15 protein-coding genes are annotated in these 16,465 nt (G+C 59.9%); 7 read left to right on the top strand and 8 right to left on the bottom strand.

What is annotated here, in order from left to right; translation table 11 throughout:
* Window positions 1-5: 5 nt before the first annotated feature.
* The 5 genes from RCO31_RS31785 to RCO31_RS31765 all read right to left on the bottom strand — a co-directional run bounded on the left by RCO31_RS31785 (window position 6) and on the right by RCO31_RS31765 (window position 4,871).
* The gene (locus tag RCO31_RS31785; RefSeq protein WP_308972368.1) at window positions 6-1,061 is read right to left on the bottom strand and encodes an ABC transporter ATP-binding protein; all 1,056 of its coding nucleotides are present in this window, start codon (window positions 1,059-1,061) and stop codon (window positions 6-8) included.
* A 9-nt stretch (window positions 1,062-1,070) separates the two neighbouring features.
* On the bottom strand, window positions 1,071-1,916 hold the full coding sequence (locus tag RCO31_RS31780; RefSeq protein WP_308972367.1) for an ABC transporter permease: 846 nt from the start codon (window positions 1,914-1,916) through the stop codon (window positions 1,071-1,073).
* The gene (locus RCO31_RS31775) at window positions 1,916-2,824 is read right to left on the bottom strand and encodes an ABC transporter permease (protein WP_308972366.1); all 909 of its coding nucleotides are present in this window, start codon (window positions 2,822-2,824) and stop codon (window positions 1,916-1,918) included. Before RCO31_RS31775 ends, RCO31_RS31780 begins: the two co-directional genes overlap by 1 nt.
* Window positions 2,821-3,882 (bottom strand): extracellular solute-binding protein, encoded by a 1,062-nt coding sequence (locus RCO31_RS31770; RefSeq protein WP_308972365.1) that lies wholly within the window; start codon window positions 3,880-3,882, stop codon window positions 2,821-2,823. The genes RCO31_RS31775 and RCO31_RS31770 overlap by 4 nt, the downstream gene beginning before the upstream one ends.
* A gap of 197 nt (window positions 3,883-4,079) precedes the next feature.
* Window positions 4,080-4,871, bottom strand: coding sequence for an IclR family transcriptional regulator C-terminal domain-containing protein (locus RCO31_RS31765; protein WP_308972364.1), 792 nt, complete (start codon window positions 4,869-4,871; stop codon window positions 4,080-4,082).
* Between the two features lie 287 nt (window positions 4,872-5,158).
* On the opposite strand from RCO31_RS31765, the gene RCO31_RS31760 reads away from it, so the two are divergent.
* The 6 genes from RCO31_RS31760 to RCO31_RS31740 all read left to right on the top strand — a co-directional run bounded on the left by RCO31_RS31760 (window position 5,159) and on the right by RCO31_RS31740 (window position 10,546).
* Entirely contained in the window at window positions 5,159-5,929 is a 771-nt protein-coding gene (locus RCO31_RS31760; RefSeq protein ID WP_308972363.1) for an SDR family NAD(P)-dependent oxidoreductase, read from the top strand.
* A 23-nt stretch (window positions 5,930-5,952) separates the two neighbouring features.
* Window positions 5,953-7,143, top strand: a complete 1,191-nt coding sequence (locus RCO31_RS31755; protein WP_308972361.1) for a Xaa-Pro peptidase family protein — start codon at window positions 5,953-5,955, stop codon at window positions 7,141-7,143.
* A gap of 4 nt (window positions 7,144-7,147) precedes the next feature.
* The gene (locus RCO31_RS34810) at window positions 7,148-7,546 is read left to right on the top strand and encodes a cupin domain-containing protein (protein WP_374991562.1); all 399 of its coding nucleotides are present in this window, start codon (window positions 7,148-7,150) and stop codon (window positions 7,544-7,546) included.
* 74 nt (window positions 7,547-7,620) lie between these two features.
* Complete coding sequence (locus RCO31_RS31750) at window positions 7,621-8,583, top strand: tripartite tricarboxylate transporter substrate binding protein (RefSeq protein WP_308972360.1); 963 nt, start codon at window positions 7,621-7,623, stop codon at window positions 8,581-8,583.
* Window positions 8,583-9,026, top strand: coding sequence for a tripartite tricarboxylate transporter TctB family protein (locus tag RCO31_RS31745; protein WP_308972359.1), 444 nt, complete (start codon window positions 8,583-8,585; stop codon window positions 9,024-9,026). Before RCO31_RS31750 ends, RCO31_RS31745 begins: the two co-directional genes overlap by 1 nt.
* A 14-nt stretch (window positions 9,027-9,040) precedes the next feature.
* Complete coding sequence (locus RCO31_RS31740) at window positions 9,041-10,546, top strand: tripartite tricarboxylate transporter permease (protein ID WP_308972358.1); 1,506 nt, start codon at window positions 9,041-9,043, stop codon at window positions 10,544-10,546.
* Here RCO31_RS31740 and RCO31_RS31735 read toward each other — a convergent pair.
* Window positions 10,543-11,778 carry an amidohydrolase family protein gene (locus RCO31_RS31735; protein ID WP_308972357.1) on the bottom strand — a complete coding sequence of 412 codons (1,236 nt, stop codon included), beginning with the start codon at window positions 11,776-11,778 and terminating at the stop codon, window positions 10,543-10,545. The genes RCO31_RS31740 and RCO31_RS31735 overlap by 4 nt on opposite strands.
* A 289-nt stretch (window positions 11,779-12,067) precedes the next feature.
* Between RCO31_RS31735 and RCO31_RS31730 the strand changes: the two genes are divergently transcribed.
* Window positions 12,068-13,273: a M20/M25/M40 family metallo-hydrolase gene (locus tag RCO31_RS31730; RefSeq protein WP_308972356.1), complete on the top strand. Its 1,206-nt coding sequence runs from the start codon at window positions 12,068-12,070 to the stop codon at window positions 13,271-13,273.
* Here the strand turns inward: RCO31_RS31730 and RCO31_RS31725 are convergent.
* Window positions 13,263-15,167, bottom strand: coding sequence for a cache domain-containing protein (locus RCO31_RS31725; protein ID WP_374991561.1), 1,905 nt, complete (start codon window positions 15,165-15,167; stop codon window positions 13,263-13,265). The two genes, RCO31_RS31730 and RCO31_RS31725, sit on opposite strands and share 11 nt — an antisense overlap.
* Before the next feature lie 7 nt (window positions 15,168-15,174).
* Window positions 15,175-16,233, bottom strand: coding sequence for an ABC transporter substrate-binding protein (locus tag RCO31_RS31720; protein WP_308972354.1), 1,059 nt, complete (start codon window positions 16,231-16,233; stop codon window positions 15,175-15,177).
* Window positions 16,234-16,465 lie beyond the last annotated feature (232 nt).

Genomic DNA, 16,465 nt, shown 5'->3' with positions numbered 1-16,465 from the left:
CTTGCCTACAAAACGAAACCTGCTTCCGGGGCCCATGCGATCGTGGTCGGCTGCCCTGGCTGAAAGGTTTCGAGCTCCCCAAGCCGACGATTTTGCCGATGCGCCACCAGTTTTTCGCCGCTCGCCAGACGCACGCGGACCTCCGTCAGCGGGCCTAGATAGGTCACGGAGTCGATCACGCCCTCGAGGTGATTTAAGCCCTGATCCGGTTTCGCGCCGAGTTCGATTTTCTCCGGCCGCACGATCAGATCCTGCCGGCCGCCGTTCACCTTACCGTCACCGTACGTCAAAAGGCCGCCGCCGCGGATGCGGAAACGCCCCGGCGCCTCGACTTCCCCGGACAGGAAATTGGAGAGGCCGATGAACTGAGCCACGAAACGCGTCGCCGGCTTTTCGTAGACCTCCTGCGGTGAGCCAACTTGCTCGATCTTGCCGGCGTTCATGACGACAATCCTGTCGGCAATGCTGACCGCTTCCTCCTGATCATGGGTGACGAACACCGTGGTCAGCCCAAGGGAACGTTGCAGGCGGCGAATTTCGTCACGCACCTCCTGACGCAACTTGGCGTCGAGCGCCGAAAGTGGCTCATCGAGCAGCAGTGCGTCGGGCTTGATGGCGATTGCTCGTGCGAGTGCGACCCGTTGCTGCTGTCCGCCGGACATCTCACGTGGCAAGCGGTGCGCATAATCTTCGAGCCGCACCATGGCGAGCGCGTCGTTGACGCGCTCTGCCATGGCCGTTCCGCGGACGCGGCGCATTTGCAGCCCGAAGGCAACGTTCTCGGCGACAGTCATATGCGGAAACAGAGCATAGCCCTGGAATACTATGCCGGTATTGCGCCGGTAGGTCGGCAAGTCGCTGACGTCTCGGCCATCGAACAGGATCGAGCCGCTGGTGACATCGGTGAGACCGGCAATCATGCGCAGTGTCGTCGTCTTTCCACAGCCGGAAGGGCCGACGAAAGCCACGAGCTCGCCCTGCGCGATGTCGAGCGAAATGTCGTCGACAGAGGGCGTGTGGTGGTATCGTTTGGTGACGTGACGCAGCGCAATGGTTGCCATGACTTCCTCTCAGAAAGCGCGCGTGATCTTGAAGAAATAGTCGGAGACGATCAGTGCGGTCGCGATAATCAACGCCTGGATCGTTGCGACCGCCGCAATCGTCGGATCTATGTTCCATTCCAGATAGTTGATCATCTCGATCGGCAGCGTCGTGCGGCCCGGTCCCACCAGGAAGATCGACTTTTCGAGATCGACAAACGAGGCGACGAAGCTGAAGACGGCGCCAGCAACAATGCCGGGCCGGATGATCGGCAACGTGATGTGCCAGAATGTCCACCATGGTGTTGCACCAAGCGACATCGCCGCCTCCTCCACCTGTCGATCCATCCCGATGAGCGAGGCCGTGACGAGGCGAACCGTCCATGGCAACGCCAATAAGCTATGACCGACGCAGAGGCCAAACAGGCTGCCGGCCAGTGGCAGCTGGACCTTGAAACGGTCGTTCAGCAAGACCTCGACTTCGATAAAGAACATGAAGATCGCGGCGCCTGCGACGATGCCCGGAACGATGAGGGGTGACATCAAAAGCGAGTGCACGACCTCGTGCCCGACGAACTTCTTGCGCGCAAGTGCGAGTGCGGCCGGTACGCCGAGCAGAATGCTTACGCCGGTCGCGATCAAGCCGACCTCGACGCTGAGAATGAAGCCGCGATGGAAGCGCTCAAAATTCCATGCATTGACGAACCACTTGAGCGTGTAACCCGTGGGCGGGAAGCCGATGATCTTGTTTTCGAAGAAACTCACCCAGATCACGGCGAGCAGGGGTGCTAGCACCACCAGAAATGCCAGATAGGCCGCGATTTTCAGCGGATAGCCTCGGATCCAGCGCGGAAGCGATGAAGCGAGGGCGCTCATCATACTTTTCCGTAGCGCCGCTGCAGCGCAAGCGATGCGGAGATGGTGAGGACGAGGGTAACAGCCATGAGGATAAAGGCCATGCTCGCCGCAAACGGCCAATTGAAGACTTTCAACGCCTGTTCGTAGACCTTGGGCGCCATCATGTGGAAGGACGGCCCGCCAATCAGCACCGGCGTCGCATATGCATTCATCGCCAGCACGAAGCACAAGAGGCAGCCGGAAAAAATGCCGGGAATGATCAGCGGCAGAAGCACCCGGTAGAACATCGTGAGCGGCCGCGCGCCGAGGCTCATTGCTGCTTCCTCATAAGATTCCGACACGCCGTCGAAAACCGCCTGCAGCGAGATGATCATGAACGGAAGAAGCACCGCAATAAGCCCGATCGCGACGGCGTTGGCCGTATAAAGGATGCGTACCGGCTGTGAGAGGACACCGAGATGGATCATTGCCTCGTTGACGAGGCCTCGATCCGCGAGCAGCACGATCCAGCCGACCACGCGCACGGCGTTGCCCATCAACAGCGGGATGACGATCGCGAGAATGAGCGCCGTCTTCAGCCAACGCGTTTTCAGGCGGGAAAGATAATAGGCTGTTGGAAGACCGAGCACGAGGCAGGCAAGGGTCGAGACGAGCGAGATCCACAATGTGCGGAACAGCACGCCAAGATAAAATGAATCGCTGAAGAACCGGACATAGTTTTCCAGCGTGAGCGCCGAGATCATCAACTCGCCGGGGGTCCAGCTATTGAAGCTGTAGCGCAGCATCAATAGCAGTGGTACGACGAGTCCGGCCAGAATGAGAAGCAGGCTGGGTGCAAGCAGGGTGGGGGTGGTTTTAATGCCCTTCCGGCGGACAGCAGGCCGCGCATTCTCATACGCGACAAGCCCGTCCGTGCTGGCTGTCACGCCTTGAACTCCTTGTTCCACCACTCGACCCATTTGCTGTCGTTCTTGGCGGCATAACCATAGTCGACGAAATTGAACTTTTCGAGCTGCGCGGGTGAAAACGCGATCGCCTTGCGGTGTTCGTCTGACATTTCGGCGTTGGTGGTGGACGGTGGATAGGAGGTCAATTCGGCAATCTTTCCCACCGCCTTCGGCTCCAGCATGGCGTTGAGATAGTAGTAGGCCGCCTCGCGATTGAGGCCCTTCTTTGGAAGGCCGGCGCCGAACGACGTGAAGATAGCCCCTTCGTTCGGATAGGCCCATTTCACCGGCACGCCTTCCCGGGTCCACTGGATGATGCGCGAGGAATAGTTCGCTGAAATCCAGAGCTCCTCGGAATTGAATGCGGCGGCCAGTGTCTGGTGCGTCGGGTAGAGCCGGGGCTTGATGAACTTCTTCATCTCGAGGAGGGCAGGGAACGCCTTGTCGACATTGTTCATCGACCCGCCGTGAGCCAGGGACGCGGCATAGATGTACTGAAAATAGATGCCGTCGTTGAGGCCGACGCGGTTTTCATACTTTGGATTCCAAAGTTCCGAGAACGATGTCGGTTCTGGAATCTTGTTAGGATTGTACATCAGGACAATCCCGCCATAGATCCAGGTGACCAGATGCGGCACCTGCAGTTTCTTGTCGATCAATGTCCAGTTTGGAATTTTTGACTGATCGATCGGATCGAGTACGCCGGCCTGATTCATTTCGTAGGCGTCGGCGTCGCTCAGCCACGCGATGTCGATCGAGCCGCGCGGCATGCGGCGCTCGGCCAGCAACTTGGCTTTGCGCTCCGGCGGATTTGACAATTCGTGAATGACCTGAATGCCCTTACTGATGACGTAGGGCTGCTCGAATGCGCGTACGACGCGTTCATTCCAATCGCCGCCCCAGTTTGCGACGCGCAGCTCACCGCTTTGCGCAATCGCCGGGCCACGAAGGATCGTCGGCGCAGCAACGAGGGAGATGCCGCCGAGTTGAATGAATCTTCTGCGATCAAATGCGCGACTTTCGCCGGTGGGCCTCATGCATTTCTCCCCGAAATGACGCAGGATCCAATCGCTTCCGTGCCGACGCTAAGTTTGCGGTGTCTCTCGCCCTTGTCTCAATTGTGTCTGAATTGTTACCGCTCCGCAACTCACCGGAGGCCTCCGATGGACGTACCGCGGCCCCCGACCAACATACGATGAGCGCCCACGCGGCGGCAGCTCAAGCCGTCGGCAGATCACGCACATATCTGTTGATTGATGGAGGCAACCGTTGCCAACATGCGCGGCAGAATCCGGTTCCTGATCTCCGGTTCACTTGCACGCGCCGAGGCAAGGCCTGTGCCAATTGCCGCGATGACACGACCACTTCGCTCGCGTAACGGCACCGCAACACCACACACGCCTTCATCAACTTCCCCGATCACGAGTGCATAACCCCGCTCGCGTACCGTCTCGATCTCCGCACGCAACTTTCCGGGCTCCGTAATCGTCATTGTCGTGTACCGCTCGATCACCGCCCGCTGAAAATAACGCTCCAGCTGGCGCGGGTGCAGATTTGCGAGCAGCACGCGTCCGATCGAGGTGATATGCGCGGGAAGTCGTGATCCAGTCTTCAGGTCGAAATGCAGCGGCCGAACCGTGCGCTCGCGCAACACGTAGACGACGTCGAGGTCGTCCAACATGCCCGCCGACACCGTTTCGTTGATGTCGTCGACAAGTTCACGTAGATAGCGCTCGGTAATGTCCCAGATCGAAGCCATGGGCGAGTACGAACAACCAAGCTCCATGATGCGAGGTGTAAGAGAGAAATGCCGTCCATCGAGCCTCGCATAGCCCAGTTCCTGCAATGTCAGCAGCAGGCGACGCGCTCCGGCGCGTGTGAGGCCAGTGCCATCGGCGACTTCCGTGATCGTCAGAGGCGTTTGCTTCTGTGCCATGGTTTTGATGACGCGCAAGCCCCGGGTGAACGACTTCACGTTTGCAGCACGTGACTCAGACGACAGCGTCGATTTGCGTTCCGATTGCATTGGCCTCTCTCCTTGGCCGGAGCTTGCGCGCGACGCGACGCAGTAAAGTCGTTACGCCACGAGAGCGTGCGGCCAGAATTGCGTCCGAAACGTTTCTGAGTGGTGTACGGACGTTTTCTGACCCGCGGATGCATCGTGCAGATGTTCGCGAGACGAACAATAGTGCCAGGCGCGAACTTCGGAATTGTTTGAGCGCTTACGCATTGCCCTTCCGGGAATCCTGGGCAAACAATCGTTGCGACGCGTTCAAGTGCGAATGCCATGTGGCGCAGCAACTCAGGTCAGAAATGCCAAGCGCGAATTTCTTTGATGGAGAAGTGACGCTGGTGACGGGCGGTGCGTCAGGAATTGGCGCGCGGTTGTGTCTGTTGCTTGCGCGGCCGGGTCGCGGCTTTGTCGTGCACACCGGCGCAAACAGGGAAAATGCGGAAAGCGTTGCTGCGAAAGTTGCGGAGAAAGGTGGTGTTTGCCATGTCGTGGTCGAAGACTTTTCGCAACCGGGCGCGGGCCGCAGAGCAGCCGAAGAGGCGATCGCTGCGTTTGGCCGCATCGATAGCGTCGTGCACCTGGCTGCGTATGCCGACCGTACCAAATTCGGTGCGCTGACTGCGGACGTCCTCGAACAATCGATTTCAACCCAGGTCAAAGCGTTCCTGAATCTCATTACTGTCGCCTTGCCCTATCTCGTAAGCGCGCCGAAGGCGAGGATAGTCACGACGAGCTCCTTTCTGACCGACGTCTTCCGACTGGATGATGAGGGCTTCCCGGCAACGGCGGCTTCCAAATCGGCGCTGGTCGGCTTGACGAAATCGTTAGCTGCCCATGTCGCGAGCAAGAGCATTACCGTCAATTGCGTGTCGCCCGGCTATATCCGGAAGGATCCCGGTCAGCACACGACGTTGAGCGAAGCGCACCGGGCCCGGAGCACCAGCCGGATTCCACTCGGCCGCTTCGGACGGCCGGAGGAAGTCGCCGCCGCGATCGCATTCCTGCTCTCGCCAGATGCCGGATACATCACTGGCCAGGTGCTTCACATCGATGGCGGCATCACCTTGTGACGATCTGGAGAAGCGAGGATACCATGTCATTTGAGATGCAGGGCATTCGAAAGTCGCGCGTCGCTCAGTTCAAGCAATTGATGCAAAAGCACGGCTTGCGCGCTATTGTTATTTCCGGAAACGAGAATTTTCAGTTCTTCACCAACATCCAGCTGTCATTGCACTACTGGGAGCGTCCCTTTGCGCTCGTGATCCCGGCGGACGGAGAGCCATTCGCGCTGATCAATATGGTTTCTGAGAATGGCGTCTTGATGCAAGTCGAACGCCAGATCTCATGGATCTCGAATCTGAGTTTTTACAGCGAAGTGCCGCGCATGCAGGATCGCACCTATACGCAGGGGCAGTTCACCCGCATGTTGCAGGAAAAGTTGGAGGCGGCGGGCCTCGACGCCGGTCCGATCGGATACGACAGCAAAACGCCACACTTGGCAGAGCTGCAAGTGCTGTTGCCGCGGATTTCTCTCATCGGCGTATCGGCGGAGTTGAAGAAATTACGCTGGACAAAACATCCGGAAGAGATCGCCGTCCTGCAAGCTGCGGCGACGCTCGGCGACTGGGCCATGAACAAGGTCCGAGACAATCTTAAGCCCGGCCGTGGTTTGCAGGAACTGAGCGCGCATGTGACGGCGCTCGTGATGGCGGAAGCGGGCCGGCGCTATCCGGGATCGAATTTTCAAGTGCTGAAACTGCTGACGTTGTCGGGGCCGGCGTCGTCTTCAACAGATGGCGACGGCGCGCCGACCGGGGCGACCGTCGATGCCAATGCGCCGATCGTTTCGGTGATTGTTCCGCGCATGAACGGCTACAGCGTGGAGGTTCATCGCACTTATTTTTGCGGCAAGCCCAACCTTGAGCAAAAGGCGCTGTTCCAGACTGCGCTGGAGCTCAACGAAAGCGCCATCAGTCAGGCCTACGCAACAAATCGCGTTTCAAAGATCGATGAGGTGGTGCATGCGGCTGCCCTCAAGGCCGGGCACTATGATTACCTTGTTCATCGCGCCGGCCACGGCATCGGCATCTCCACGCACGAGTATCCGGAAGATGTTCCGGTCAACCCGCGCAGCATCGAAGAGAACGAAGTCTTCTCGCTTGAGCCGGGACTCTACGTGAAAGGTCTGGGCGGGTTTCGCATTGGCGATGTGGTGGTCGCAAAGAGCAAGCCATCGGTGATTACGTCTGCTCCGAAATCGCTCGCGGACTGTGTCATCAATTGACCGGATGCCAGGAGAAAGGAATGCCGGCATGGACTATGACTCATTGATTGTCGCCGCTCTGTCGGCAAGGAGCCGACAGCCTAGCGTTCAGGACGAATTCGTTACGGTTACGCACGTCCACCACTCTGAACGATCCAGCACTGCCATTGCGTTCATTCGTCCCGGCGGCGGGCTGCGGCCGCATTATCATCGCGAGCATGACGAGATCATCGTTTTCCTAGCTGGCGAAGCAACGTTTCGAATTGGCGACGAGATCCGCGAGGTCAGGGCGAACGATGTCGTCAGCGTCCCCGCCGGCGTGGTCCACGCGACCCTATGCGCGCGAACGCCATGCATCCTTGCTGCGACCTTTGCGCCTCGGTTCGACTTGATCAATGAAGACAGAGTCTACGTCGACACGTAACGGGAATGAATCTCGTCAGTCATTGATTCCGTGCCGCTCGCTTGTGCGGTTCAACTGTCGATACGGAGCGACCCATGACCTTACGTATCCTGATTGCGGCGATCCTTTCACTCGTGCTGGTCGGCGCAGCGCATGCGCAGCCTTATCCAAACAAGCCGATCAGGTGGGTGATCCCCTATCCGCCCGGTGGGGGTGTCGACGCAGTAGGACGCATTGTCGGTGAAAAGCTAGGCGAGGTGCTCGGAGTGCCCGTGGTCGTCACCCACCTGCCGGGCGGCAATGGCATCGTCGGCAGCGATTCGGTGCGGCGCGCGGCTGCGGACGGCTACACGCTGATGTTCAATGCCAGCGTCTTCATCATGGGACCGCAGGTCATGAAGTCCGTGCCTTACGACCCCATTACGGACTTCTCGCCGATTGCGCAGATCGGCGACGTTCCGCTTCTCGTTATATCGACCCCCAAGGTTGCGGCGACGAGCCTCAGCGAGCTTTCTGCCAAGATCAAGGATGCGCCCGATCAGTTCAATGTGGCCATTTCTTCACCCGGCGCCGCGGGTCACCTTGGCACCCTCGCATTCCTGCATCACCTCGGCGCAAAGGTGGAGCAGATACCTTACCGCGGCACCGGTCTCGGCCTGACCGACGTCATTTCCGGTAACGTACAGCTCATGGTCGAGGGCATGACCGTTCTGTTGCCGCAGGTGAAGGCTGGTCGTGTCCGTGCTTATGCCGTGACAAGCAAGCAGCGCAGCAAGCTTGCGCCGGAAATACCGGCAACGGCAGAGGCCGGCATACCGGATCTGGTCATTTCCTCCTGGTATGGGGTTTGGGGCCCACCGGGACTTCCGGATGATATCGTGCGGCACCTCGCAACCGCGATCGAGAAGACGGCTGCTTCCCCGGACCTCATCAGCCGGTTTGAGAGCCTCGGCCTGACCACCACGTTCATGAAGGAGGCTGACTTTCAGAAGTTCGTCAAGCAGGAGTCGGAGCAGGGCAAGAGGTTGCTGCGCGGCGCAGGCTTTGAGCCACAGTAATGATGAAGGCGCTGCGATCGAAGGACGCCTTGTCCGGCCTGCTGTTTCTCGCAGCAGGTCTCTTGAGCGGAGCCTTGTCACTTGGTCTTCCGATCGGTGACAGGATTCGAATGGGCGCAGGTTACACGCCGCTAGCGCTCTCCATCGTGCTGACTGGGCTGGGGCTTATCGTGCTGGCCCGAGGCGCGCTCAATGGCTCAGCGCCCCTGACCGGCTGGCATGCAAGGCCTGTCTCCTTCGTGCTGGCCTCTGCTCTGATGTTTGGCCTGACAGTGGAGCGGACCGGGCTTTTTCTGTCGGTGTTTCTTGCCGCGTTGACCGCTGCCGGAGCGTCACCGGCATGGCGGCGTCTCGAAGCCGTCAGCCTTGCTGCAGGCCTCGCAATTTTCTCTTCGCTGCTGTTCGTGATGCTGCTCAGACTCCCGATCAAGCTTTGGCCCTGAACAGGCACTCGTCGATGGACACTCTCAGCCAACTCTGGATGGGGTTCGATCAAGTTCTCGTCCCACAGAATCTGCTGTTCTGTTTCTTGGGCACTCTGATCGGAACGTTGATCGGAGTGCTTCCAGGAGTAGGTCCGCTTGTTGCCATCGCAATCCTGTTGCCGATCACCTACTTCTTGTCGCCACTCGCCGGGCTCATCATGTTGTCTGGCATCTACTACGGCGCACAGTATGGTGGCTCGACGACGGCCATTCTGGTCCGGCTGCCAGGTGAGAATTCGTCGATCGTCACGTGCATCGATGGGTACGAAATGGCGCGCCAGGGTCGCGCCGGCGCTGCTCTCGCCGTCGCAGCGCTGGCATCGCTTTTTGCCGGCTGCGTTGCGACGCTGATTCTTGCGATTCTTTCACCGCTCCTGATCGAGCTGGCTTTGCTTTTCGGCCCGCCAGAGTATTGCGCGCTGATGGTACTGGGCCTGGTTGCCGCAGTTGTGATTGCTCAGGGACCAATCGACAAGGCGCTCGCCATGATCGTTCTTGGGCTGCTGGTTGGCAGTATCGGCACCGATGTTAACAGTGGCATTCCACGCTTCACGTTTGGCGTTCCGGCACTCATGGATGGCATAGGCTTTATTCCTTTGGCGATGGGCGTGTTCGCCATGTCTGAAGTGATCAAGAGCCTGGAGGATCCGGAAGCACGCGGCGCCGGCATGGTCACGGTGAAGCGCTTGTGGCCGTCTGCGGAGGATTTCCGCCGCTCCTGGCCGGCAGCGATGCGTGGAACGGCGATCGGCTCAAGCCTAGGTATCCTCCCCGGCGGGGGTGCCTACCTCGGATCGTTCGTCGCCTACGCATTGGAAAAACGGATATCTGCCGCACCGGAAAGGTTCGGTGCGGGTGCGGTGGAAGGCGTCGCGGCGCCGGAAAGCGCTAACAATGCCGCTGCCCAAACGTCCTTCATTCCGCTTCTAAGCCTCGGCATCCCCGGCAACGCGGTCATCGCCCTCATGGCGGGCGCGATGATGATGCAGGGCATTCAGCCCGGTCCGCAGGTCATCACGACCAGGCCCGAGCTGTTCTGGGGGTTGGTCGCCAGCATGTTCGTCGGCAACGTAATGCTGGTGATTATCAATCTGCCGTTGATCCGAATCTGGGTGATGCTGCTCAAGGTTCCCTATCGGCTGCTCTATCCCGCTGTCATTGTCTTCGCGTGCATCGGCACCTACACCGTGGGCAACAACACCTTCGATGTATTTGTGCTCATGGTTCTTGGGCTGCTTGGGTACCTCTTTCTCAAGTTGGACTGTGAACCGGCGCCGCTGCTGCTTGCTTTTGTGGTCGGGCCCTTGCTTGAGGAGAATTTTCGACGAGCCATGCACCTGTCGCGCGGGAGTCTCTCCGTCTTTGTCGAGCGACCGATCAGCGCAGGCCTGTTGTTGGCGGCCCTGACGCTGATCGTGATCGTTGCGCTTCCAGGTATTCGCCGTGGCCGTGATCGTGTCTTCGAAGGATCGAGCTAGCGCGAGAATTCAGCTGCGTTATCCATCACCTTCCGCTTGTCAGATACAACTACGCCCTCCTTCAGGACCAACTGAAGGCGCCGCACATTGTCAATTCGTTCGAGCGGATTGCCTTCGACCACGATCAAATCCGCCAGCTTGCCGGCTTCGATCGTGCCGAGTTCGCTTCCCATTCCACAGACAGCGGCACCATTGCGGGTGGCGGCAACGAGGGCCTGCCACGGCGTGGCTCCATCTCGAACCCACAGCCCGAGCTCAAGCAATGCCGCATCCTTGAGCGGCCGAATATCGGAACCGACCGCCATCTTGACGCCGGCCTTGAGCGCCTTTTCGAACCAATAGCGATGTACATCGGATGCTGCCTCGGCGCGGCAGCACAATGCGTGCGAATAGTTGCGATGCTTTGCCCAGAGTTGCTCCCACTTGTTCGTTGCTTGCTTGGGCGTGAGATGGCTGATCGAAAGCGTTGGAACATACCATGTATCGTGCTTCAGAAAGAGCTCGATGCATTCGTCGTCCATGATGTAGCCATGTTCGACGCTGTGCGCCCCTAGCCGAATGGCGTGTTTCACGGCGTCGGGATTTGTTGCATGCGCCATCACCTTGAATTCGCGCAGGTGGCAGATCTCGAACGCTGCCTTGAGTTCATCGGGCAGCAGAAATGAATTTTGATGGCGGTCCCAGGCAGGACCCAGGATGCCTCCGGACAGATTGAGCTTGATGTGATCGACGCCGCTCTTGATTTCCTCGCGGATGGCCTTGACGAAGCCATAGGGACCATCGCACTCGAGCGCGTGCCCGGACGTCAAGAAATGGCCGCCGGTTGTCGTCAGGAAATGGCCGGCAGCGAACAGGCGAGGGCCGATATACTGCCTTGAGTCGAAGGCGCGCTTCCAGGCGACGTCCATGTGATTGTGCGCACCCGCGCACCGCAGTCCGACGATTCCAGATTCGGTCAGGGCGGCCATCATCCTGTGGCCGAACAACGTGACCTGGTCGGCTAGCGGCATCTCCTGTAAGGAAAGATAATCCGGGTGGATGTGTACGTCCCATAATCCTGGCATCAGATATGCGCCGCGCAGGTCGATCTCTGTGGCGTCGCTGACCTGGATTTGGGCGCCATTGGGGCGAATTTCGCGGATTCGGCCATCTTCAATCAGGACCGTCGTTCCCTCCGTCGCCGTCGGCTGGACACAGTCGATGAGCGTCGCGTTCTTGATAAGGGTGCGCATGAAGATCCCCCAAAAAGCAGTTTCGACGAAGCAGTTTGGCCGTTGACGTTCTCAGGTTCAAATTTCGAGGATAAGGGCGTTAAGCGCAAGCCGGTTGAACAGACTTCCGGGCTCGCGATATTTGGCCAAGTCAGGAAGCCGCGGCGGCACTGATTGAGGCCGCACCGTCGGCGGCCGCACCGTGACGCGAGGGCCGGAGCGAAATTACCGCAACAACAGGCCTGAGAAGCCTTGCGAAACACGACGTGGCGAAGGATGCTCACAAGCTCCGCTCATCAGGGAACTTGTCATGTCTGTCGACACTCAAGCCGCAACTGATCGCCTCATGCGCTTCCTCGCCGTCGAGGGCGTGACCGGGAAGGAGGCTGCGATAGGACGCGAGCTCGCCGCGGCGCTGGAAGAAAGCGGCGTGCCGTCGGACGCGATTCGCCTCGACGATGCCAACACACGCATTCCTGTGCCGACGGAGACCGGCAACCTCATCGTCGATCTGCCTGGCCGCGGGGCGATGCACAACCAGCCGCGGATCATGTTCATGACCCACATGGACACCGTGCCGCTTTGCGCCGGTGCGAAGCCGAAGCTGGCCGGCCGCAAGATCGTCAACGAGGCAAAGACCGCGCTTGGCGGCGACAATCGCGCAGGCTGTGGCGTTCTCGTCACGCTGGCGGCAGAGCTTGCGAAGCAGCAGCTTGATCACCCGCCGATCACTCTCTTGTTCTGCGTGCGGGAGGAAAGCGGGCTGTGGGGCGCGCGCCACGTCAAGACCGCCGACCTTGGATCGCCGGTCATGGCTTTCAACTACGACGGTGGCTCTGCCTCCAATGTGACGATCGGTGCCGTCGGCGCGGATCGCTGGCAGGTCGAGATCTTCGGCCGCGCCTCGCATGCCGGCGTCGCGCCGGAGCGCGGCATCAGCTCAACCATGATCCTTGCGCTCGCGCTTGCCGATGTGAAGGCCGGGGGCTGGTTCGGCAAAGTGGTGAAAGGCAAGCGGCAGGGCACCAGCAATGTCGGACCCGTCACCGGAGGCGATGGGCGGCCGGCCGGGGACGCCACCAATGTCGTCACCGACTATGTGCACGTGCGTGGCGAAAGCCGTAGCCACGACAGCAAGTTCTTCAGGGAGATCACCAAAGCCTACAAGGCGGCGTTCGAGAAGGCCGCAAAGCGCGTCAAGAACAGTGATGGCAAGTCAGGCCGGGTCAAGTTCAAGGCCGAGACTGACTATTATCCGTTCCGCATGAAGGAAGGCCTGCCGGTGGTGAAACGTGCGGCCGCAGCCGTGTCGGACGTCGGCGGAAGGCCAGCCCTGCGCGCTGCGAATGGCGGCCTTGACGCGAATTGGATGGTTCGCCACGGCGTACCGACCGTGACCTTCGGCGCCGGGCAGAACGAGCCGCACACGATCGACGAGTGGATCAATCTCGACGAATACGACCGGGCGTGCACGCTCGCCCTACGGCTTGCCACGACACAGGAGGCTACGCGCTGACGTCCGCAGGCGCGGCTCGGCAGGGTGCGGCAAGGGGCGCGATTGGTTCGAGGCCGGTCGCTTTATGCTCACGCCACTCGGCTTTCTCGGTCAATTTCTGTGCGCGGAAGGTGATCTCGGGTGACCTTTCGCTGCACGGGGCCACCATAAAGACCTGCGACGGGCGATCGTAACCCTTGATGGGATGCTCACCGAGCGGAACGAGCGGGACGGCGTCTTTCACCTCTCGCGCAATGACCGGGTCTGTCAGGACCTGCGTGTCCTTTGCCAGGTCGCATAGCCTTGACGCCAGATTGACCACGCTTCCGATGGCCGTGTAGTCCATCCGACCCTCATATCCCACTGTTCCAACAATGGCCGGTCCCATCGCGATGCCGACGCCGAAGCCGATCGTGTAACCTTTGGCGGACCAGCGGGCGACGAGAGGCTGCAACGCCGCCTGCATGTCGATTGCGAGCCGAATGCCATGCAGCGCCGGGTCTGCGCGGGCCACGGGTGCGTTGACGAGGACCATCACGCCGTCGCCGGTGAAGCTCGCCAGCGTTGCCTCGTGGCGTGTGATGACGGCGCCCAGGGCGCGATAGTACTCTTTCACCACCGGCATGATGACATGTGGCTCGGAACGCGATGCGAAAGCAGTGAAGCCGCGCAAGTCGCCGAAAATTGCGACGACGTCACGCCGCTGTCCACTCAGCAACCGTTCTCGGCCAGAACGTTCGACCAGTTCCGCCACCTGGGGCGCAAGAAATCGCTTCAGCAGATTGATGCGCTCGGATTTGTCCTTGGAAATCGCCAGTTCTTTCGCCATCTCGTTGACGCGATCTGCGAGCTGCTCAAGTTCGTCGCCGCTCGATATCGTGATGCGATGACCGAATTGGCCGGCGCCGAGTTTCTGGACGCCGTCTTCGAGTTGCCGGATCGGCTTCGACATGCGGTACGCGAGCCAATACGCCAGCGCAATCGCGAAGGAGGCCATCACGGCAATAAGAACCGAGGAACGCCACAATGCGGCACGTATCGATGCCAAGGCTTCCGAAACAGGTTGCTGCGCTATGACCGTCCAATTGAGACTGGCGATGCGGGCCGAGGCCGCAACAACATCTTTTCCGGCCGCATCCTTGGTCATGACCGCTGCTCCCGGCGCGGCCGCAACCGCTGATTTGACCTGATCGAAATCACTCGAGCCTACAGCGCCACGCAGGACCAGACTGATATCCGGGTGGGCGATCAGGCGTCCGTCGTCGTCGAACACAAAAGCGAGACCGGTATCGCCGATTTTGATCGCGGCGATGACGTCCCATATCAATTTCAAATTGATCTCGGCGATCGCAACTCCAGTTGCTGCACGATTGCCGCTCACCGCGATCGTCATATAAGGCTCGGAATCTCGTTCATAGCGCAACGGCCCGTACCAGGCCTTTCGGGCGCGCGCGCCGAGAACCGCGGGGGCAGCCGACAAGTCCGGGCCTCGACCTATCCGGTTCAAGCCCAACCTCGAGACGAAGACCCGCTCGTGTCCGGTATGATCAACTAATGCGATCGAGGAGATTGCAGGGACCTGGCGCAACAGACGTAGCGCATCGACCCTGCGGCGCTCGTCATCCGCTTCCGTCCAGGCAAGCTGCACGGTCCAGCCCAGCTGACCGCGGATTCCGTCGATGAAAGTCTGTATCCGGTTGGCAGCCGATCGGGCTTCTACGTCCAGAACCTCGTCGATCTGCCGACGCCGGTCCTGATAGCCGAACCCGGCCTCGCTGATCGCGCCGACCATGAGGGGCGCTACTCCGACGACAAATAACGTGACGAAGTATTTGAGGAATAGAGAGCGATGCGGACGGTTTGCCCGCAAGGTCGTCCAATAGGAATGAAGAACCGTTGTCCTGTTGCCAAACATGCCGCCCTCATTCAATCACCTTGTTGGCTCGGAACAGGAAAGAAGAGGCGACCAAATCGATGCCGAGGGCTTCAGCCGTCTTGAGATTGACCGTCAGTTCAAATTCCGCCGGCTGCTGGACTGGCAGATTGGCAGGCCTTTCGCCGCGCAGGATGCGATCGGCATACTCTGCCAGCCCAAAGTAGGTCGTGCGCTGGTTCGCGCCATAACTCACCAATCCGCCTGCGTCGCAGTACTCGCTCCATCCAAACATGGATGGCAATTGGTGTGTCACCGCAAATTCCGCGAGTCGCGCCCGGTGCACCATCGTGACGGCATCAGGGAAGACAAGCATTGCCTCTGCGCGAGCGTTGCCTGCCGCCGCGAGTGCGTTATGCAGCTCATGCACACCCTTGAACGGAACATAGATCGGTTCGATCCGCAGCGCGTGAGCGACCCGTCGCGTCGCGCACCATTCCGATTGTTCGCCCGGATGGTCCGTGTTCGAGAGGACAATCAGCTTGCGAAGCGTTGGCAGTATCTCCTTGAGCAACTCGACCCGCTTTCCCGCCAGATCCAGGGAAAGAAAAGTGCTGCCCGTAAAGTTGCCGCCCGGCTGGGCCAGGCTGTTGACGAGCCCTAATTCGATCGGATCGCCGCTCAGTGCAAAAAGAACGGGGACGCTTGTCACGTCCTTGATGGCACGCGTTGCGGGGCCGCTCGAGACAACAAGATCTATGCTCCCGCTGCCCAACTCAGGGATCATCCGCCGCAATGCGCCGGGATTGCCCTGCGAATAGTGGACATCGAGCACGACATTGCGCCCTTCGACATAACCTCTGCTGTGGAGTCCTTCCCGAAATCCATCAAGGAACGGATCCGGCTGGGAGTCGGTCGAAATCCAGAGAACGCGACGGCGGCCGAATGATTTATCTGCGCGCGCGACCAACGGCCACGCGATCGCGCCACCGACCAGTGAAATAAAGGCTCGACGTCTCATGTGAACCCGCCACGATTGCTGTTCGCGAACGTGTCGTCTTCGCCGTAACGAACTGTCTTGATCCAGCTCCGAGGTGCTTGCCGGCACCGCTGGCAGCCGTGTGCATTGGGCGGCGCCTCGAAGGTCAGGTTCAATTGGAACCGACTCTTTTTGGCTATGACCCCGCGGATCGGGGCTCTGCTGGACGACCCGCAACAATTGCGAGACGCGCGAGCAAGCCCTAACGCCGGTAGCTCTTATCGCTCGGGTGCAAGCTGCCGAGCATGCCTCGGCCTGCGCCTCGTTCACGTTCGCCTGGATGGGCCGAGCAAGCGCGTGA

It is taken from the genome of Bradyrhizobium sp. LHD-71, assembly GCF_031157255.1.
In the GTDB taxonomy this organism is placed as follows: Bacteria; Pseudomonadota; Alphaproteobacteria; order Rhizobiales; family Xanthobacteraceae; genus P52-10.
This window is presented reverse-complemented; position numbering and strand designations above follow the sequence as displayed.